Annotated in this window: 14 protein-coding genes and 1 pseudogene; 3 read left to right on the top strand and 12 right to left on the bottom strand. The window is 64.9% G+C overall.

Going from position 1 to position 19448, the window contains the following annotated elements; genetic code table 11:
- Positions 1–20: 20 nt before the first annotated feature.
- Positions 21–2522: a penicillin acylase family protein gene (locus ACFQPB_RS13745; RefSeq protein WP_382224244.1), complete on the top strand. Its 2502-nt coding sequence runs from the start codon at positions 21–23 to the stop codon at positions 2520–2522.
- Positions 2523–2941: 419 nt separating this feature from the next.
- On the opposite strand, the gene cphA is transcribed toward ACFQPB_RS13745, so the two are convergent.
- A complete protein-coding gene (gene cphA / locus ACFQPB_RS13740) occupies positions 2942–5512 on the bottom strand; it encodes a cyanophycin synthetase (RefSeq protein ID WP_382224241.1) in 2571 nt (856 codons plus the stop codon).
- 7 nt (positions 5513–5519) lie between these two features.
- The gene (locus ACFQPB_RS13735; RefSeq protein ID WP_382224238.1) at positions 5520–7697 is read right to left on the bottom strand and encodes a cyanophycin synthetase; all 2178 of its coding nucleotides are present in this window, start codon (positions 7695–7697) and stop codon (positions 5520–5522) included.
- Positions 7698–7903: 206 nt separating this feature from the next.
- On the opposite strand from ACFQPB_RS13735, the gene ACFQPB_RS13730 reads away from it, so the two are divergent.
- Entirely contained in the window at positions 7904–10177 is a 2274-nt protein-coding gene (locus ACFQPB_RS13730) for a cyanophycin metabolism-associated ABC transporter (RefSeq protein WP_382224235.1), read from the top strand.
- Positions 10174–10629 (top strand): cyanophycin metabolism-associated DUF1854 family protein, encoded by a 456-nt coding sequence (locus tag ACFQPB_RS13725; protein ID WP_382224232.1) that lies wholly within the window; start codon positions 10174–10176, stop codon positions 10627–10629. Before ACFQPB_RS13730 ends, ACFQPB_RS13725 begins: the two co-directional genes overlap by 4 nt.
- Before the next feature lie 11 nt (positions 10630–10640).
- Here the strand turns inward: ACFQPB_RS13725 and ACFQPB_RS13720 are convergent, their stop codons facing one another.
- From ACFQPB_RS13720 to ACFQPB_RS13675, 10 genes and pseudogenes are all read right to left on the bottom strand, one after another.
- A complete protein-coding gene (locus ACFQPB_RS13720) occupies positions 10641–11417 on the bottom strand; it encodes an ABC transporter ATP-binding protein (protein ID WP_382224229.1) in 777 nt (258 codons plus the stop codon).
- Positions 11418–11426: 9 nt separating this feature from the next.
- Entirely contained in the window at positions 11427–12557 is a 1131-nt protein-coding gene (locus tag ACFQPB_RS13715) for a succinylglutamate desuccinylase/aspartoacylase family protein (RefSeq protein ID WP_382224226.1), read from the bottom strand.
- A 4-nt stretch (positions 12558–12561) separates the two neighbouring features.
- Positions 12562–13275 (bottom strand): ABC transporter permease, encoded by a 714-nt coding sequence (locus ACFQPB_RS13710; RefSeq protein WP_382198560.1) that lies wholly within the window; start codon positions 13273–13275, stop codon positions 12562–12564.
- Complete coding sequence (locus ACFQPB_RS13705; RefSeq protein ID WP_382198559.1) at positions 13272–13961, bottom strand: ABC transporter permease; 690 nt, start codon at positions 13959–13961, stop codon at positions 13272–13274. The genes ACFQPB_RS13710 and ACFQPB_RS13705 overlap by 4 nt, the downstream gene beginning before the upstream one ends.
- Positions 13962–14052: 91 nt before the next feature.
- Positions 14053–14814: a lysine/arginine/ornithine ABC transporter substrate-binding protein gene (locus ACFQPB_RS13700; protein WP_382224222.1), complete on the bottom strand. Its 762-nt coding sequence runs from the start codon at positions 14812–14814 to the stop codon at positions 14053–14055.
- A gap of 156 nt (positions 14815–14970) precedes the next feature.
- On the bottom strand, positions 14971–16269 hold the full coding sequence (locus ACFQPB_RS13695) for a TRAP transporter large permease (protein ID WP_382224219.1): 1299 nt from the start codon (positions 16267–16269) through the stop codon (positions 14971–14973).
- 14 nt (positions 16270–16283) lie between these two features.
- A complete protein-coding gene (locus ACFQPB_RS13690) occupies positions 16284–16730 on the bottom strand; it encodes a TRAP transporter small permease (protein WP_382224474.1) in 447 nt (148 codons plus the stop codon).
- 225 nt (positions 16731–16955) lie between these two features.
- Entirely contained in the window at positions 16956–17924 is a 969-nt protein-coding gene (locus ACFQPB_RS13685; RefSeq protein WP_382224216.1) for a TRAP transporter substrate-binding protein, read from the bottom strand.
- Between the two features lie 50 nt (positions 17925–17974).
- A complete protein-coding gene (locus tag ACFQPB_RS13680) occupies positions 17975–18862 on the bottom strand; it encodes an SMP-30/gluconolactonase/LRE family protein (protein ID WP_382224214.1) in 888 nt (295 codons plus the stop codon).
- Positions 18863–18874: 12 nt separating this feature from the next.
- Positions 18875–19297: pseudogene (locus ACFQPB_RS13675) on the bottom strand (NAD-dependent epimerase/dehydratase family protein); the annotation flags it as partial.
- Positions 19298–19448 lie beyond the last annotated feature (151 nt).

The following is a 19448-nucleotide window of genomic DNA, read 5'->3' as shown; positions in this document are numbered from 1 at the left end:
ACAACTAGAAGGAGACGGTTGTGCGGTGGATCAAACGGGTTGTGTGGGCCATGTTGGCCTTGTTGGTGGTGCTGGGCGTGGCACTCGGTGTGTATGTGCAGCGCAGCCTGCCCCAGCTCGATGGGCAGTTGCGTCTGAGCGTGCTGAAGGGCACGGTGGAGGTCAAGCGCGATCCGTCCGACGTGACCCACGTTCTGGCGCAGAGTCCCCTGGACGCCATGCGCGCCATTGGCTATGTGCACGCGCAGGAACGTGGCTGGCAGCTGGACTTCAACCGCCGCATCATGCGCGGGGAATTGTCGGCCTTGTTGGGCCCGGCCACGCTGGAAACCGACAAACTCATGCGCACGCTGGGGATCCGGCAGGCCGCACAGGCGCACTGGGACCGGTTACCTGCTGGCGCCAAGGCACAGGTGGAGGCCTATGTGCAGGGCATCAACGCTTTCTACGCCGAGGGCACACAGGCCTTGTCGCCCGAGTTCCAGATCCTGCAGGTCAATCCACGCGAGGCCGCCCAGGCTGGCCAGTACTGGGACGTGCTCGACAGCATGGGCTGGTCCGTCATGATGGCGCTGGACCTGGGCGGCAACTGGGGCAACGAGTTCGCACGCTTGTCCATGCTGCAGGTGCTGGACACCGCCGCCCTGTGGCAGGCCTTGCCGCCATACCCTGGGGAGCCGCCTGCGGCCAGCGCCGATCTGGCCAAGCTGTACCGCGATCTCGGGGTCTACAAAGCCGCAGAGAAAACCGCTGCGGCGCCACTGTTGCCCAACAACGGCAGCCCTGCCGAGCGCCTGCGCGCCCAACTGGCACAAGAGGTGGTGGCCTGGACGCAGGAGGTGGGCAACGTGGATGGCAAGGGCAGCAACAACTGGGTGGTGGCCGGCAGCCGCAGTGCCACCGGCAAACCCTGGCTCGCCAACGACCCGCACCTGGGCCTGAGTGCACCCGCCATCTGGTACTTCGCGCGCCTGCAGGCCCCGGCGGCGGATGGGCAGCCCGCCCTCGACGTCATCGGCGCCACCTTGCCTGGCCTGCCGTCGGTCGTGCTGGGGCGCACCGCCACCGTGGCCTGGGGGTTCACCAACACCGGACCTGATGTGCAAGACCTGTACCTAGAGCAGATCAACCCGGCCAATCCGGCGCAGTACCGCGTGCCGGCGCCCGAAGGCCAGACCGCATGGGCCGACTTCGCCACCCGCGAGGAGACCATCCGCGTCAAAGGCCAACCCGACGTGAAGCACGTGGTGCGCAGCACCCGCCACGGCCCGGTGCTCAGCGACGCGCAAGCGTCGCACAGCGAGGTGCTGGACACCACCAAACACGTGCTCGCGCTGCGCTGGACCGCGCTGGATGCCGACAACACCAACGTGTTGGCTGGGGTGTTGTCCAACCAGGCGCAATCGGTGGGCGATTTGATCGAGGCCTACCGCCACTTCCACTCGCCCATGCAGAACGTGGTGATGGCCGACGTGTCGGGCCGTATTGCCTACAAGGCCGCCGGCAAGGTGCCGGTGCGTGCGGCCGGCAACGACATCCGGGGGGTGGCCCCCTCACCAGGGTGGGACGCGCGCTACGACTGGAGCGGCTGGCTGCCCTACGAAGACACGCCGCAGGACAACGGTGCCAAGGGCTGGATTGCCACCGCCAACCAGCGCATCCACGGGCCCGACTACCCGCACTTCATCACGCAGGACTGGGCGCCGCCGTGGCGTCAGCAGCGCATCGAAGAACTGCTGGCCCAGACCGAAAAACACGACCTGGCGAGCATGCAGGCGCTGCACGGCGACCAGGTGTCGCTAGCCACACGTTTTCTGTTGCCCCATCTGCTGAAGGTGCGCGCCGACCACCCGCTGGCCACCAGCGCATTGGCCCAACTGCAGGGTTTTGACGGTGACATGCGGGTGGACAGCGCTGCGCCCTTGATCTACAGCGCGTGGGTGGATGAATTCACGCGTGGGGTGTTCGGTGGCCGGGTGGGGCAGGCGCGTTTTGAAAAGCTGTACGGCAAACGGCTGTTCCGTGCCGGGGTGGAAGACATTCTGGCTCGCGACGACACCACCTGGTGTGGCCCAGGCGGCTGTGCACAGCCCTTGAGCGAGGCACTGACCCGTGCGCTCGACCGCCTGCAGGCCGTGCACGGCAAGGACGTGGCCACCTGGCGCTGGGGCGATGCCCACCCGGCCATCTCCATCCACCGCCCCTTCAGCAACGTGGCGCCGCTGGCCAAGCTGTTCGAGGTGCGTGTGCCCACCGGTGGCGACCCTTTCACCGTGAACGTGGGGCAATACCACCTGGACAAAAAAGACGCCCCCTACGCCAACCGCCACGCCGCCAGCCTGCGGGCTTTGTACGACTTGTCGGATCTGGAAAACTCGCGCTTCATCTACCAGACGGGGCAGAGCGGCAACGTGTTTTCAGACAGATACCGCGACATGAGCCCTGAATGGGCTGCGGTGCAGTACCGAGCTTTGAAGATGTCGCCTTCAGAGTTCCGGTCTGTTTTGACTTTGGTGCCTTGATGTTGGCTGGTTGAGTTTTCGTTCGTGGACCTCGCGCCAGGTGGCTGGCGTGGTCTGCGGGCGCCGGCCACTCGCGGGCGTCTGCCCGGGCACACGCGGGTCACTTCGTCAAGGCCGTGCTGGCGCGCAACCTCTGGGGCAACCGCGAATCAGGCCTTTGCCCGCAGACCCCACCAGCCGCCTGTGTACACAAAGTCGCGTGTCACCATGGGCGTGCCAGCAACGCGTCTGAGGCCAGGCGGGGTGTGCGTGTGGGAGAAGGCCTGATTCGCGGTTGCCCCAGAGGCTGAGCGCCAAACGCGGTTGTTGACGCCAAGGCAGTGGCATCGCGAGGTGGCCGCCCGCGAGTGGCCGGAGCCCACACGCACGCGCCGCCTGGCCCTGCCAACCCGTCAGGCGACGCGAACAGGGGAAACCGCTCAGGAGGACCCGGTCTTCTTCGCGATGTGCGCCAGCGCCTCTTCCACCTGATCGATCAGGATCAGGCACAGGTCGCCCGGCTGCAGGTTGTCCAGCGCCAGGTCAATGGCTTTGAACTCACCTTTGACCTCGTGCACCCGGCGCGTTTTGGTAGCGCCCTGCAAACCTTCGCGCAGCAAGGCCACCACCTCACCCTCGACGCGCCCCCGCTGGCACGCATCTTCGTACAACACCACTTCGTCGAAAGCCATGCCCAGGATGCGCGTCTGCTGGCGGATGTCTTCGTCGCGCCGGTCGCCGGCGCCGCTGATGACCACCGAGCGCTCGCGCGCCGGCATGTTGAGCACGGCACTGGTCAGGGCCTGGATGGCGTCGGGGTTGTGGCCGTAGTCGGCAATCACCGTGGCGCCCTTGTGGTCGAACAGGTTGAAGCGGCCCGGCACGGCGCGCGCGTTGCTCTCGAAGCTGGCCAGACCCTCGCAGATCTTGCCCCACGACACACCCAGCGCCCACACGGCGGCCACCGAAGACAACACGTTGTCCACCTGGAAGCCAATGGTGCCGTCGCGCGTGACGGGAATTTGCGTGAGCGGGATGCGCACCACGCGGGCACCTTCTGCGGCCACCACGTGGCCGTCTTGCACAAACACCACCCGCTTGCCCTGCACACGGTGCATGGCCATCACGGGGTGGTGTTCGTCCTGGGCAAAGAAGGTGACCTGGCCCGGGCAATCGGCAGCCATTTCGGCCACCTCGGGATCGGCCGCGTTGAGCACGGCCATGCCGCTGTTGGCCACGTTCAGCACGATGACCTTCTTGAGCACGCTCAGGTCTTCCAGCGTGGTGATGTAATTCAGTCCCAGATGGTCACCGGCGCCCAGGTTGGTCACCACTGCCACCTGGCAGCGGTCATAAGCCAGGCCTTCGCGCAGCATGCCGCCGCGCGCGGTTTCGAACACGGCCACGTCCACGTCCGGGTGCATCAGCACGTTGCGCGCACTGCGCGGGCCACTGCAGTCGCCGCTGTCGGTCTGGCGGCCGTTCACGTACACGCCGTCGGTGTTGGTCATGCCCACACGCTGACCGCTGGCGCGCAACAGGTGCGAAATCAAGCGCACCGTGGTGGTCTTGCCGTTGGTGCCCGTCACGGCCACCACCGGCACACGGCCGTCATCGCCGTGCGGGAACATGTGGTTGATGACCGCTTCGCCCACGTTGCGGCCTTTGCCGAACGAGGGGCTCAGGTGCATGCGCAGGCCCGGCGCGGCGTTCACCTCGACCACACCACCCGATTGTTCTTCCAGCGGGCGGGCAATGTTCTCGCACACCACATCCACGCCGCAGATGTCCAGGCCCACCATCAGCGCCGCCGCGATGGCGCGTGCGGCCACCTCGGGGTGGACCTCGTCGGTCACATCGGTGGCGGTGCCGCCGGTGGACAGGTTGGCGTTGTTGCGCAACACCACGCGCTGGCCCAGCGTGGGCACGCTGTGTTCGTTCAGGCCTTGTTCGGCCAGGCGGGCGCGGGCGATGTCGTCAAAGCGGATCTTGGTCAACGAGGTGGCGTGGCCTTCGCCCCGACGTGGATCGGCGTTGACCTGGGCCACCAGCTCGGCCACCGTGTGCTGGCCGTCGCCAATCACCAGCGGCGGGTCGCGTCGGGCAGCTGCCACCAGCTTGTTGCCCACCACCAGCAGGCGGTAGTCGATGCCTGGCAGGTACTTCTCGACCATGATGTCGTCGCGGAAGTGCCGCGCGGCCTCGAAGCCGGCCACCACCTGCTCGCGTGTGGTCAGGTTGACCGCCACGCCCTTGCCCTGGTTGCCGTCGCGCGGCTTGACCACCACAGGCACGCCAATCTCCTGCGCAGCGGCCCAGGCGTCGTCCGCGTCTTCCACCGGGCGGCCAATGGGCACCGGCACACCGGCCGACTGCAGCAGCTTCTTGGTCAGCTCCTTGTCCTGGGCGATGGACTCGGCGATGGCGCTGGTCGAATCGACCTCGGCGGCCTGGATGCGGCGTTGCTGCGCGCCCCAGCCGAACTGCACCAGGCTGCCCTGCGTGAGCCGGCGGTAAGGAATGCCACGGGCCACGGCGGCGTCCACGATGGAGCCGGTGGACGGGCCCAGGCGCACGTCCTCGTCGATCTCCCGCAGCTGGTGCAGCGCGTCTTCGAGGTCAAAGCTGCCGCCGTCCTGCGCGGCCTGGCACAGCTTGCAGGCGAGGTCGAACGCCAGCCGGCCCACGGCCTCTTCGCTGTACTGCACCACCACCTGGTAAACGCCCTCTTCGGGCGCAGGGGTGGTGCGGCTGAAACTCACGGCGCAGCCGGCCTGGGCCTGCAGCGCCAGCGTCACGCGCTCCAGCGCGTGGGCGGTGCTGAGCTTGCCGTCGGCGGGTGGCACGGGCAGGGCGCCCATGGCGGGGAACAGGCGGCTGAGCTGCTCTTCGAAGCCCGGCAGGTGTTCGAGGCTGCACTCCTGCTCGCTGCAGGAAACCACGGCCTCGATGGCGGTGTGGCGGGTCCAGAGGTTGGGGCCGCGCAGGGCGCGAATGCGTGAGACTTGCATGTCGTGATCAGGATTCGATGAGGACGGAGGCGCTCGATTCAACGGCGGCGCGCACCAGGCCGGGCGACACATTCAGGGCCCAGGCGGCGGCGGCCACCGCCAACAGGGCGGGCAAGCTCAGCGCGCCACGCTCCAGCAGCTGGGCAATGGCGGGCTGGGCCAGGTCCAGCAGCGGTGTCTGGGTTTGTTGCTGGCACATCACCACCTGCTGACCGCGCGCCGAGACGAAGCGCCCGCCCTGGGCGCCATGTTGCTGCAGCGCGTCGGCGTTGATGTCAGTCCCGTACAGGATGACTTCACCATCGCACAACTCGGCCAGGCCGCAGGCCACCGCGTCGTCCGCGTTGAGCACCGCACAACCCTGTTTCAGCACCACATCCACCTGGGTGCGCAGCACCAGGCGCATACGCTCCATGTCGTGGATGTAGGGGTCGTCCATGCCCTCGGGCGTGGGCACGCCGGTGACAATGCCCACCTGGCAGCGGTCGTAGGCCAGGCCTTCCTTCAGGATGCTGCGCGGGCTGTTCTCGATCACCGCCGCTTCGATGTTGCGGTTGATCAGGCAACGCTGGCCGGCTTCCCATTCGGTGGGTTTGCCCGACACCACTTTTTGGGTGCCGATGTACATGCCGGCCGAACAGGCCAGGCCGGTGAGCGGTCCGCTGAGCTGGATGACGCGGGCCAGCAGGCGGGCCACCACGGCGCGCTCGGGGCCGCCGGTCACGCCCACCACGGGAATGCGCCCGCTGTCGCTGGCGCTGAACAGGTGGTTGACGACTGCTTCGCCGCAAGGGCGCGGTTTGCCCACAGCGGGTTTGAGGTGCATCAGCAGGCTGGGGCCAGCGTTGACTTCAACGATGGCGCCACCCTGGCTTTCCAGCGGCTGCGAGATGTCGCGCGCCACCAGGTCGATGCCGGCGATGTCCAGGCCCACCACGCGCGCGGCCAGTGCGGCCATTTCCGCCACGTCCGGGTGCACGTCGTCGGTCACGTCGTGGCCCATGTTGCCGGTGCGCATCACCAGCACGTGTCGGCCCGCCTCCGGCACGCTGGTGGCGGTCAGACCCTGGCGCTGCAGTTCCAGCACAGCGGTGGTGTGCTCGTTCAGACGGATGGTGTCGAGCAGGAAACCTTCTTCTTCACCACGGCGCGGATCGCTGTTGATCTGCAGTTCGATCAGCTGTTCGACGGTGTGCACGCCGTCGCCGGTGATGCTGGCCACCTCGCCACGCGAGGCCGCCACCAGCTTGCCACCGACGACCAGCAGGCGGTGTTCTTCGCCGTGGATGTGGCGCTCCACCATCACGTCGGATCCTTCGGCTTCGGCGATGGGGTAGGCCGCTTCCACTTCCGCCTGGGTCTTGAGGTCAAGTGACACGCCACGACCGTGGTTGCCATCGGTGGGCTTGACCACCACCGGCAGGCCGATGTCCTGCGCCGCGCTCCAGGCTTCGGCTGGGCTGTGCACGATCTCGCCTTCGGGAATGGGCACGCCACAGGCCTTGAGCAGGGACTTGGTCAGGTCCTTGTCGCGCGACACGCTTTCGGCGATGGCGCTGGTGCGGTCGGTCTCGGCCGTCCAGATGCGGCGCTGGCGCGAGCCATAGCCCAACTGCACCAGATTGCCGTCGGTGAGGCGTATGGACGGGATGCCACGTTCGGCGGCGGCATCGGCAATGGCGGCCGTGCTTGGGCCCAGGCAGAGTCGGTCCACCATGGCTGTAAGCTCCTTCACCGTGGCCTTGACGTCGTAGGGTCGGTCGTCGATGGCGGCCAGCACCAGCTCGCGGGCGGCGCGCACGGCCGCCAGGCCCACGTCTTCCTGCCGGGCGCGCACGGCCAGCTTGTAGATACCACGTTGTTCGGTTTCGCGCGCCTTGCCAAAACCCACCGGCGAGCCGGCCAGGTTTTGCAGCTCGATGGCCACGTGTTCCATGATGTGCGCTGGCCAGGTGCCTTCGCGCAGCCGCAGCAGAAAGCCACCGGGTTCGCCGACGCCGCAGCGGTGTTCGGCCAGGCCGGGCAACCAGGTGCTCAGGCGCTCGGTGAAGCCGGGCAGGGTGTTGGAGGGGCAGTCTTCGAGGGCACCGATGTCCACCAGGGCTTCCACCACAGGGCGGTAGGTCCAGATGTTGGGGCCACGCAGGTAGGTCAGACGCAGGATCTTGATGTCTTTTTCAGTCATGGGAATGGTCGTCCGCAGCCGCGCCGCGAGGGCGTGCTGAACAAGGCGGATGTCGGTTCTGCGGTCAGAGGGGCAGCCTTACAATCTTCTGGCCTGAGAGGGCCTTCCAGGTGAATCAGGCAACGCCGTGGGGCGTGCATCAGAAATGCGATTTTGTACCCACTCCGAGGTGGGGCCAAAGCCGTTACAAACATTTATTTTCCCGCATGAGCACCTTGCCTGCGCCCAGCGCCGCTCCAGAAACCCGCTCCGGCCTGTGGCCAGCCACCTTGTCAGAGGGGCCCGATGGCGCACCGTTGGCCGTGCTGGAAACCGATCTCAGCGAAGACTTGCGTTTTGTGCCCGGCCTGCTGACAGTGGACGCCACCCGCCTCAATGCCTGGACGCGCGCCGCCGACGGCACGCCTCAGATGGAGAGTGACTGGCCGTTGGGTCGGGGACTGAGCCTGCGCCAGAGCGACCACGCCGGCGTGGGCCAGATCGAATTGTTCAACCCGCAGGGCCGGCTGGCCGTGTGGCGCTACACCCTGGCACAGCAGATGGCGGCCACCCGACTGGTCAATCAGTTCGTGCTGGCGCAACAGGCGCTGGAAGAAGGCCGCGCGCCGCAACTGGTGCTGCAAGCAACCTGCCCACTGTGCAAGGCACCGCTGGACGCCGATCAGGACGACTGTCCCTCTTGCGCTCAAGAGAACACCACGCCACCCTCCACCTGGATGCTGCTGCGCCTGTGGCGCTTCGCCAAGCCCTACCAGGGGCAGTTGCTGGCCGGATTCCTGCTGATGCTGGCCTCCACCGCCGCCACGCTGGTGCCGCCTTACCTCACCATGCCGCTGATCGACGAGGTGTTGATCCCGTACCAGAACGGTCAGCCGGTGGAGATGGCCTTGGTGGTGATGTATCTGAGTGGCCTGCTGGGTGCCGCGCTGCTGGCCTGGGGCCTGGGCTGGGCCAAAACCTACATTCTCGCTTTGGTGTCCGAGCGCATCGGCGCCGACCTTCGCACCACCACCTACGAACACCTGCTCAAGCTCTCACTCGAATACTTCGGCGGCCGGCGCACCGGCGACCTGATGGCGCGCATCGGCTCGGAAACCGACCGCATCAACGTTTTCCTTTCCTTGCACTTACTCGATTTCGCCACCGACGTGTTGATGATCGGCATGACCACGGTCATCCTGTTCTCCATCAACCCCTGGTTGGCGCTGGCCACCTTGCTGCCGCTGCCCTTCATCGCCTGGATGATCCACGTGGTGCGCGACAAGCTGCGCACCGGCTTCGAGAAGATCGACCGGGTGTGGTCCGAGGTCACCAGCGTGCTGGCCGACACCATCCCCGGCATCCGCGTGGTGAAAGCCTTTGCCCAGGAGAACCGCGAGGCCCAGCGCTTTCGCGACGCCAACAAACACAACCTGGACGTCAACGACAAACTCAACCGCGTGTGGTCACTGTTTGCGCCCACCGTCTCGCTGCTGACCGAAATTGGCTTGTTGGTGGTCTGGGGTTTTGGCATCTGGCTGGTGGCGCACCAGTCCATCACCGTGGGCGTGTTGACCGCCTTCCTGGCCTACATCGGGCGCTTTTACAGCCGGCTTGATTCCATGAGCCGCATCGTGTCGGTCACACAAAAAGCCGCCTCGGGCGCCAAACGCATTTTCGACATCCTGGACCACGTCTCCAGCGTGCCCGAGCCCGTCAACCCGGTGCACCTGGACAAGGTCGATGGCCGCATACAGATCGAAGGCGCAGGTTTCCGCTATGGCAACCGCGCCGTGATTCGCGGCCTGGACCTGCACATCGCACCCGGTGAAATGGTGGGCCTGGTGGGCCACAGCGGCTCGGGCAAAAGCACCCTGGTCAACCTGATCTGCCGCTTCTACGACATCTCCGAAGGCGCCATCAAGATCGACGGTGTGGACATCCGCTCGCTGCCCGTGGCCGAGTACCGCAGCCACATCGGCCTGGTGCTGCAGGAACCCTTCCTGTTCTTTGGCACCATTGCCGACAACATCGCCTACGGCAAACCCGACGCCACGCGCGAGGAGATCATCGCCGCCGCCCGCGCCGCCCACGCCCACGAATTCATCCTGCGCCTGCCGCAGGGCTACGACTCGCTGGTGGGCGAGCGTGGCCAAGGCCTCTCGGGCGGCGAACGCCAACGTATCAGCATCGCGCGAGCGCTGCTGATCAACCCGCGCATCCTTATCCTGGACGAAGCCACGTCGTCTGTGGACACCGAGACGGAGAAGGAAATCCAGAAGGCGCTGGACAACCTCGTCAAGGGCCGCACCACCATCGCCATCGCCCACCGCCTGTCCACGCTGCGCAAGGCCGACCGCTTGGTGGTGATGGACCGGGGCCAGAAGGTGGAAGAGGGCAGCCACGACGAACTGATGGCGCGCGAAGGCGCCTATTACCGGCTCTACCAGGCACAGGCCCGGCAGGCCGAAACGCTGGAAGAAGGCGGGAGCGCCCCATGAACCTGCAACGCAACACCCAGGGCCGGCTGGTGCTGACCACCGCCGACGGCACCGCCCATGAGGCCGTGGTGCCCGTGCGCGCCTACCCCATCAGCGCGCCCGATCGCATGATCAGCCTGGTGGGCGCCGATGGCCACGAGCTGGCCTGGCTCGATGCGCTGGACCAGCTGGATGCACCCACCCGAGAACTGGTCGAAGAAGAACTGCGCCGCCGCGAGTTCATGCCCGAGATCAAGCGCCTGTTTGATGTGAGCAGCTTTGCCACGCCCAGCACCTGGGACATCGAAACCGACCGGGGCCGGGCCAGCCTGCAGCTCAAGGGCGAAGAAGACATACGCCGCATGGGCGGCGGCGTGATGCTGATCGCCGACGCCCATGGCGTGCAGTTCATGATCCGCGACGTGTCGGCGCTGGACCGGCACAGCCGGAAGTTGCTGGACCGGTTTTTGTAACGCGTTGCTGACTACTTGAGGTTGCCCGACAGAAACTGCCCCAGGCGCTCGCTTTTTGGCGCACTCAACACCTGGCGCGGGTGGCCCTGTTCTTCGATGCGGCCCTGGTGCAAAAAGATGAGGTGGTTGGACACCTCGCGGGCAAAGCCCATTTCGTGGGTGACCACCACCATGGTGCGGCCTTGTTCGGCCAGCACCTGCATCACGCGCAGCACCTCGGTCACCAGTTCGGGGTCAAGGGCGCTGGTGGGTTCATCGAACAACATCACCTCCGGCTCCACCGCCAGGGCGCGCGCAATGGCCACGCGCTGCTGCTGGCCGCCGCTCATGTGGGCGGGGTAGCGGTCGTCCACGTTTTTCAGGCCCACCAGGTCGAGGTATCTGCGCGCCGTGGCCACCGCCTGCTCGCGGGGCACACCCAGCACGTGCACCGGTACTTCGATGATGTTTTGCAGCACCGTCATGTGGGCCCAGAGGTTGAAGTGCTGAAACACCATGGACAGCTTGGTGCGCAGCCGCTGCAATTGGGCCGGGTCGGCGGCGTGCAATTCACCATTCTTCACTGGCTTCAGCTGCAGTTCTTCGCCCGCCACCACGATGCGGCCCTGTTGCGGTTTTTCCAGCAGGTTGATGCAGCGCAGAAAGGTGCTTTTGCCGGAGCCGGAGCTGCCGATGATGCTGATCACGTCGCCCGCGTGGGCTTTGAGCGAGACGCCTTTGAGCACCTCGTGACCACCGTAGCTTTTGTGGATGTCATCAACCTGGAGTTTGAGGGTCTTGTCGTTCATGAAGGCGGCTCAGTTGCCCAGCAGGTTGCCGGTTCTGAAAGGGACGCTGCCGGCGATCTTGCCGATTTCCAGGCCAGTCTGAATGTAGCGGTGGAGGATGCGGGCGTAAAACACGCCGGCCGTGCCCGCGCGCACGGTGTGCACCGTGCCCAGGGTGGGGTCGATGATGTCGGCCACCGCATCGCCCACGGCCAGGTGCTGGCCCACGTCGGCCACGAACACCAGCACGCCGGGGCAGGGGGCCTTGAGGGTTTCCGAACCCGCCAGTGGCGTCGGCTCACATCGCGGCCCCGGCATAGCAGGTGCCGTGCCGGCCACCACGCCCAGGTGCTGCAGGTAGGCCCACAGGGCGGCGCTGTCCTGGTCGGCCAGCGGGTGGTACACGTCGGCTTCGCCGCGCAGCTCCACCGTGGTGCTGGCGCAGCCCACGGGCAGGGGCACATCGACTCCGGCCTGGCGCAGCAGCACCGGCAACTGTGACCACAGACCGGAGAGTTGTTCGTCAAAGGGGCCACCGTTGGTGGCGGCATCGGCCAGCAGCACGGCTTGTGACCCCAGGTAACGCGACAGTGGCTCCAACACCGGCCAGCAATGGCGCTCGGCGTAGAAGTGCATCACGGCTTCGCAATCGCAGTGCAGGTCGATGACCACATCGGCGTCAAAGGCCAGTGACGTGAGGGTGTGGCGCAGGCCTTGCAACTCGGTTTGGGGCTGCTGTTCGGCCAGCCAGCCGGCAACTGCCTCGCGCACCAGGGTCACGTTGCGCGCACCGTCCTGCGTCAACTTGCCTCGCGTGCGCTCAAACGCCACCTGGGCCAGGTCGGGGTAATGGCGGTTGAAGTTTTCCGAGCTGCTGAACTCGAAGCGGCCCATGGGTTTGTGGTCCAGGCGCTGGGCCAAGCCAATAGGGTTGGCCACAGGCACCAGCACCACTTCGCCCCGGATCTGGCCTGCGTCTTCGGCCGCCAGCAGCTTCTGACGCAGGTGGTGGGCGGCCAGCATGCCGGGCAATTCCTCGGCGTGCAGGCTGGCCTGCAGGTAGACCTTGGGCCGCGCGCCTGGCGTGCCGAAGTGCAGGCTGGTGACGGTCTTTTGGTTGCCCAGGCTGGCGACCGGCAGGGGGTGGTGTCGGATGTCCATGGTGTCAGTGCTGGCGGGGCGCCAGGTGGGCCAGGTAGCGCTTTTCGGCCAGTTTGAAGCCACCCACCAGCACAAAAGTGATGCTCAGGTAGATGGCGGCGGCAAACAGGTAAGCCTCGAAAGGCAGGTAGAAGTCGGAGTAGATGCGGCTGGCGGCAGCGGTCACGTCCATCATGGCGGGCACGGTGCTGGCCAGGCTGGTGCTGTGCAGCATCATGACCACTTCGTTGCTGTAGGCCGGCAGGGTGCGGCGGATGGCGCTGGGCAGCACCACGCGGCGCAACACCTGCCAGCGCCCCATGCCCATGGCCTGTGCGGCTTCGATTTCACCGTGGGCGGTTTCGCGCATGGCGCCGGCGAGCATCTCGGCGGTGTAGCCGGCGGTGTTGAGGCTGAAAGCCAGCAGGGCGCAGAAAAAAGGCTCTTTGAAGTGGGTCCAGGGCCAGACATCGTCCCAGCGCGCCTGCACCCATTCGAGCTGGGCCAGGCCGTAATAGATGAGGTAGACCTGAATCAGCAGCGGCGTGCCGCGTATGCAGTAGGTGTAGGCCCCCACCAGCCAGCGCACGGGAGCCGGACCATTGGTCAGGGCCAGCGCAAACACCAGCGCCAGCACCGCCCCCACCGCCAGCGACGAGCCCAACAGCCACAGCGTGGTGACCACGCCTTCGCCGTACAGCGCCAGGTTGGCCGGCTCAAAAATCACGGCCCAGTTCATGACGTGGTGCTCCGCTTGACGCCCAGGCTGTAGCGCGCGTTGATGCGCTTGAGCACCCACAAGGATGCCGACGTGTAAATGAGGAACAAGGCTGCGGCAAACAGGAAAAACGCGAACGGCTCGCGGGTCGCGGCGCTGGCCTGTTTGGACAAATAGGTCATCTCCTGCAGCCCGATCAGGCTCACCAGCGCGGTGGCCTTGATCAGCACCAGCCAGTTGTTGGTGAAGCCGGGCAGGGCGTAACGCACCATCTGCGGCAGGGTGATGCGAACAAAGGTTTGTGTGGGGCCCATGCCAAACGCCCAGGCCGCTTCCATCTGCCCCTTGGGGATGGACAGGATGGCGCCCCGGAAGGTTTCGGTCATGTAAGCGCCGTAGATGAAGCCAATGGTGAGCACGCCGGCCACAAAAGGGTTGATGTCGATGGACTCGCTGCTGCCCATGGCCTCCAGCAAGGTGTTCAGGCCAATGGTGCCGCCGTAGAACACCAACAGCATCAACACCAGTTCGGGCACACCCCGCACCAGCGTGGTGTAGACGGTGGCCAGGGCCACCAGCGGCGGGCGACCCGAGAGCTTGGCGACCGCACCCAGCAGGCCCAGCACGATGGCCACCACCAGGGCCGCCAAAGACACGCCCACCGTGAGCGCAGCGCCTTGCAGGATGGAAAGGTAGTAGTCGCTCAAAGGGTTGTCCGTTCGGTGGTCACGGTGGAATCAAACAGCACGGGGCGCGAATGCGCCCCGGTGGTGGGTTGGCATCAGCCAGGGCGTGCCATCAGTTGCCGTAGGGGTCGAAACTGAAGTACTTCTTGCTGATGGTGGCGTAACGCGCATCACCCCGGATGGCCTTGATGGCGGCGTTCACGTCGGCCTTGAGTTTGTCCTGGCCCTTGCGCATAGCCACGCCCACGCCGTAGCCGAAGTACTTCACGTCGTACAGATCGGCGCCCACAAAACCGTAACCCTTGCCTTCGGGCTTGCTCAGAAAGCCACCGTTGACCTCGACCTTGTCGGCCACCGTGCCGTCGAGGCGGCCGGACTTGATGTCCAGGTACACCTGGTCCTGTGCTTCGTAGGGCACCACGGTCACGCCGGCAGGCTTGAGTTCGCCCATGGCAAATTTCTCTTGTGTGCTGCCCTTGAGCACACCAATCTTCTTGCCCTTGAGCGAGGCCGCGCCGGTGAACGGCGTGCCTTCCTTCACCACAATGCCGCTGGGTGTTTTGTAGTACTTGTCGCTGAAATCCACCACCTTTTTGCGGTCGTCGGTGATGGACATGGAGCTGATGATGACGTCGTACTTGCGCGCCTGCAGGCCGGGAATCATGCTGTCCCAGACCTGCTCGACGAACACACACTTGCGCTTGAGCTGGTCGCAGATGGCCTGCGCGATATCGACGTCAAAGCCCGTGGGCTTGCCGTCGGCGGTCTTGAAAGTGAAGGGTTCGTAGGTGGGGTCGATGGCGACCTTGAGGTCTTGGGCCGATGCGGTGGCAGCGGTGGCGATCAGGCCCAGCGTGAGGAGCAGCTTTTTCATGAAAGTCCCTAAACAAAGGTTGGCAGACACCCGGCACACTGCCGAGATCTGCACAGGCCTTGTATTTTAGGGGGCCGCTGAGGCGAGAGCGGTGCCAGCCGCTCGGTGTTTTCCTGGGGCCAGTTGGCAACCGACGCACCGGCCTCGTCGTGGGCTTCACTTGGGCGCGTTCAGCAGATTGGGCAGCCAGAGCGAAAACGCCGGGACATAGGTCACCAGCATCAGACAGGCGATCAGCGCACCGTAGAAGGGCAGGATGGACTTCATCACTTGCCCCACCGAAACCCCGCCGATGGCACACCCCACGAACTGCGTGACACCCACCGGAGGCGTGTTCAAACCCAGCGCGCAATTGATCAACATGACGATGCCGAACTGCGCCGGGTCCATGCCGAAATGCATGGCAATGGGCAAAAAGATGGGCGTGCAGATCAGGATGGTGGCCGCCATGTCCAGGAAGGTGCCCAGCACAAACAGCAGCACGTTGATCATCAGGAAAATCAGCCACGGGTTGGTGGTGACGGACTGCATGAGCTCGCCGGTTTTCTGTGGCACCTCGTACAGCGCCATAAAGTAGCCAAAGGCCGAGCTGATGCCGATCAAAAGCAGCACCACGCCAGTGGTTTTGCAGGCTTTGGCGCAGGCTTTCAAAAAGTCCTTCCACGACAGCGAGCGGTAGACCAGCACCGTGACCAGCAAGGCCCACAGCACCGCTGTGGCCGCCGATTCGGTGGCGGTGAAGATACCCGACAGGATGCCGGCCAGAATGATCACCACGATCAAGAGTCCCGGCATGGCGCCCAGGAAGGACAGGATGACTTCTTTCCACCCGGGGAACTTGCCGCGTGTGGGGTAGCCGCGTTTGACGGCCACGTAGTAGGCGGCAACCAGGTTGCAGATGGTCAGCAACAGCGCCGGAATGAGGCCGGCCAGGATCAAGCTGAACACACTGACAGAGGCGATGCCGGTGGTGGCCAGGGTGAAGATGATCAGGTTGTGCGAGGTGGGCATCAACGCGCCGACCAGGGCCGCGTGGGTGGTCACGTTCACCGCGTAATCGGCGTCGTAACCTTCCTTCTTCATGAGCGGGATCATCACCGACCCCATGGCCGACACATCGGCCAGCGGCGAACCGGCGACACCACCGAACAGGGTGCATCCAATCACGTTGCTCATGCCCAAGCCACCACGCACATGACCCACCAGGCTGTTGGCAAAACGCACGATGCGGTCGGCAATGCCGCCGTAGAGCATCAGTTCGCCCGCGAAAACGAAAAACGGGATCGCCAGGAACGAAAAAATCTGCATGCCCCCGACCATCTTCTGAAAAACGATGGGAATGGGGATGCCGGCGTACAACACCGTGGCCACCGACGCCAGGCCGATGGAAAAGGCCACGGGCACACCCAACAGGAGCAGCACCGCGAAGCAGATGGAGAGAACGGTCAGTTCCATTGTTTTTCTTTCGATCAGTACCAGGACGGCACGACGTCTTCGTTGCGCAGCAAGGCAACGATGTGTTCGATGGAGAACAACACGATGAGGGCGCCGGCGATGACCAGCGAGAGGTAGTCGATACCCACGGGCATGCCCAGCATGGGGTCAAGTTCGGCCCACTTGAGTTGGGTCCAGAGCCAGCCGCTGTGCACCATGATGGCGCCGAACAAGGCCACCAAGGCATGGATCAGGACCTCGATTTTCAGGCGCAACCCCTCGGGCAGCAGCGAAACCAGCGACTCCAACCCAATGTGGCCCGCATCGCGAACGCCCACGGCCACGCCCAGCGCGGTGACGTACAACACCAGTTGCAAGGCCAGGGCTTCGGCCCAGGTGGGGGTGTCGTTGAACACATAGCGGCCGACCACCTGGTATTGCACCGCCACGATGATGCCGATCAGCCCGACGATAGCGAGCATCAGGCTGGCCTTGCTCAACCACCCACAAAGCCGCGAATACGCGTGGGTGGCGGGCGCACGGGCGTGGGTGGCGTCGAGCGCGGGCGCAACGGGGCTGACGGCGGCGCTGGTGGCAGCGGCGCCCGCCGACGGAAGAGGTGGGCTCATGAGGGGTTCCGGTACAGACGATGCGCCTCCCCGCGCGTGGGCGGGGAGGGCGGGGCAGGCCAACGCCAGGAGGCGTGCTTACTTGTTGTCTTGCACGGCCTTGACCAGGCGTTGCAGGTCGGGCGTGTTGATGAACTTGGCGTAGACCGGGGCCATGGCGGCCTTGAAGGCGGCCTTGTCCACATCCTTGACGATGGTGGCACCACCCTTGACCACGATTTCCAACGCCTTGGCCTCCTGTTCGTCCCACTTCTTGCGCTGGAAGCCGACAGATTCCTTGGCGGCGGCGCGAACCAGGGTCTGGTCGGCCGCAGGCAATTTGTCGAAAACGGCCTTGGACATGACCAGCACTTCGGGGGCCATGGAATGTTCGGTATGGGAGAAAAACTTCACCGCCTCGTAGTGCTTGAAACCTTCGTAGGAGGGGATGTTGTTCTCTGCCGCGTCGATCACGCCGGTTTTGAGACCGGTGTAGACCTCGCCTGTGGGCATGGGTGTGGCGTTGGCGCCCATGGCACCGACCAGAGCCACCGGCAGTTCGGCTTGTTGCACACGGATCTTCAGCCCCTTGGCATCGGCCAATGTCCGCACCGCCTTCTTGGCGTAGATGGAGCGCGCCCCACTGTCATAGAAAGCCAGGCCCACCAGGCCCTGGCTTTCGCAGCCTTTGAGGATCTCTTCGCCGATCGCACCGTCCAAGGTCTTGCGCATGTGAGCGATGGAATCGAACAGGAAGGGCATGGTGGGCACCAGGGTCTTCGGGCAAATGGCGTTCAGCGTGCCAATGTTGACCCGGTTGAGCTCCAGCGCGCCAATCTTCACCTGGTCCAGCGTCTCTTTTTCGGAACCCAATGCACCTTTGTTGAAGACTTTGATCTTGTACTTGCCGTTGCTTTGTTTGGACAACACGTCGCTCATGTATTTGACGGCTGCCACCGTGGGGTAGTCATCGCTGTTGTGCACATCGGCCGAACGGAACTCGACTGCTTGGGCCGAAATACACAGGGTGCCGACAGCAACGGCGAGAAGGCTGTGTTGAAACGTCATTTGTCTACCTCTGGTGTGGTGGTTGTGAGAGAAAAAGGATCGATGTGTCGTCAGACGCGGAACGTGGGCTCGGGCAAACCTTGTGTGCCAGGCCGCAGCGCAAACACCCCGCCGGCCAGCGGCTGATCGGACAGATCGACCCCATCGGGGCGGATCGATGTCACAAACAAGGTGTCCAGGTTGGTGCCGCCGAAGGCGCACATGGCAGGCTTTTTCACGGGCACGGCAAGCGAGCGATCCAACCGCCCTTCGGGCGTGAAGCGGTGCACCAGACCGGCGTCGTTGCCACAGATCCAGTAGCAGCCATCGGCATCCACAGCGGCGCCGTCAGGCCGGCCTGCGAGCGGCTTCATGTCAACAAACAGGCGCCGGTTGTGTGGAGTGCCCGTCTCCGTGTCGTAGTCGAAGGCCCAGATGGCTTGCACGCTGGGGTGCGAGTCCGACAGGTACATGGTCTGTCCGTCGGGGCTGAAGGCCAGGCCGTTGGGGGTGATGAATCCGTCGAGTTGCGCCAGCAAACCCGCATCCGTGGTGTAGCGGTACAACACGCCCACCGACGCTGCCGCGGCCATGTCCATCAGCATGGTGCCCGCCCAGAAACGGCCTTGTCGGTCGCAGCGGCCATCGTTGAAGCGCATGCCATTCCGTGCGTGTGGCGCCGTTGCGAGGCGTTTGTCCGACAGGCGTCCGTCGTCCTGTGGCTGCAACAAAAAGACGCCGGATGCCATGCCTGCCACCCAGGCGGTGCCATCTTCTGTGGGCGCCATACACGCCAGCGCCTCGGGGGCGTCGCGGTGGGACAGGGCGCCATTCGCCGCTTGCCAGCGCCATTGGCGGCCTGCGGGAATGTCGGTCCAGTACAGGGCCTGTTCGTTCGCCACCCACACCGGGCTTTCGCCGGTGGCGCAACGTGTGTCAGCAATCAGTTCCGCTTGCATAAGGTGCGACGCTCACTTCGACTCAAAAGGGCCCGCTGTGACGAAGGCACCGCCTTGGCAGACCGCTGCGGGGTCGCTCAGATCGGGCGGCGTGGTGCGTGCATACACGGCTTCGCGGAATGGGTCGGAGCTGTCTTGCGGGCGGTAGCCAATGTGTTTGGCGCTGCTGTTGTCCCACCACGTCACAGCGTTGTCGGAAACGCCATAAATGATGGAGTGTCCCAGCACCGGCGTGTCCAGACAGGCACTGACCAGCCGATGCAGATCGCCGTGGCTGAGCCAGGTGGCCAACATGCGTCGGTCGCGCGGCTCGGGAAACGACGAGCCGATGCGCAGACACGCGGTTTCGATGCCATAGCGCTCAAAATAGAAGCGCGACAAATCCTCGCCAAAGGCCTTGCTCACCCCATACAAACCGTCAGGCCGGGCAGGGTGGGCGGGCGTGATGGTGTCGCTTTGGGGGTCTCCTCGTTTTCAGTGCAATAAGTGACGGTACGAAAAGCTAGCACTGGCGCGGAGGTGGTGTTGGTAGATCGTTGATTTCATTGACTTTCCTGTTCACTTTCAAATCTGCGATTCGTGGCGT

It is taken from the genome of Hydrogenophaga atypica (assembly GCF_042665215.1).
Taxonomy (GTDB): domain Bacteria; phylum Pseudomonadota; class Gammaproteobacteria; order Burkholderiales; family Burkholderiaceae_C; genus Hydrogenophaga; species Hydrogenophaga defluvii_A.
The sequence above is the reverse complement of the archived record's forward strand: the minus strand, read 5'-3'. Positions and strand labels throughout refer to the sequence as shown.

Excerpts from the sequence above, each read along its gene's own strand:
- cphA (WP_382224241.1), bottom strand. The coding sequence starts at position 5,512 with ATGCAAGTCTCACGCATTCGCGCCCTGCGCGGCCCCAACCTCTGGACC.
- ACFQPB_RS13735 (WP_382224238.1), bottom strand. The coding sequence starts at position 7,697 with ATGACTGAAAAAGACATCAAGATCCTGCGTCTGACCTACCTGCGTGGC.
- ACFQPB_RS13730 (WP_382224235.1), top strand. The coding sequence starts at position 7,904 with ATGAGCACCTTGCCTGCGCCCAGCGCCGCTCCAGAAACCCGCTCCGGC.
- ACFQPB_RS13725 (WP_382224232.1), top strand. The coding sequence starts at position 10,174 with ATGAACCTGCAACGCAACACCCAGGGCCGGCTGGTGCTGACCACCGCC.
- ACFQPB_RS13720 (WP_382224229.1), bottom strand. The coding sequence starts at position 11,417 with ATGAACGACAAGACCCTCAAACTCCAGGTTGATGACATCCACAAAAGC.
- ACFQPB_RS13715 (WP_382224226.1), bottom strand. The coding sequence starts at position 12,557 with ATGGACATCCGACACCACCCCCTGCCGGTCGCCAGCCTGGGCAACCAA.
- ACFQPB_RS13710 (WP_382198560.1), bottom strand. The coding sequence starts at position 13,275 with ATGAACTGGGCCGTGATTTTTGAGCCGGCCAACCTGGCGCTGTACGGC.
- ACFQPB_RS13700 (WP_382224222.1), bottom strand. The coding sequence starts at position 14,814 with ATGAAAAAGCTGCTCCTCACGCTGGGCCTGATCGCCACCGCTGCCACC.
- ACFQPB_RS13695 (WP_382224219.1), bottom strand. The coding sequence starts at position 16,269 with ATGGAACTGACCGTTCTCTCCATCTGCTTCGCGGTGCTGCTCCTGTTG.
- ACFQPB_RS13690 (WP_382224474.1), bottom strand. The coding sequence starts at position 16,730 with ATGCTCGCTATCGTCGGGCTGATCGGCATCATCGTGGCGGTGCAATAC.
- ACFQPB_RS13685 (WP_382224216.1), bottom strand. The coding sequence starts at position 17,924 with ATGACGTTTCAACACAGCCTTCTCGCCGTTGCTGTCGGCACCCTGTGT.
- ACFQPB_RS13680 (WP_382224214.1), bottom strand. The coding sequence starts at position 18,862 with ATGCAAGCGGAACTGATTGCTGACACACGTTGCGCCACCGGCGAAAGC.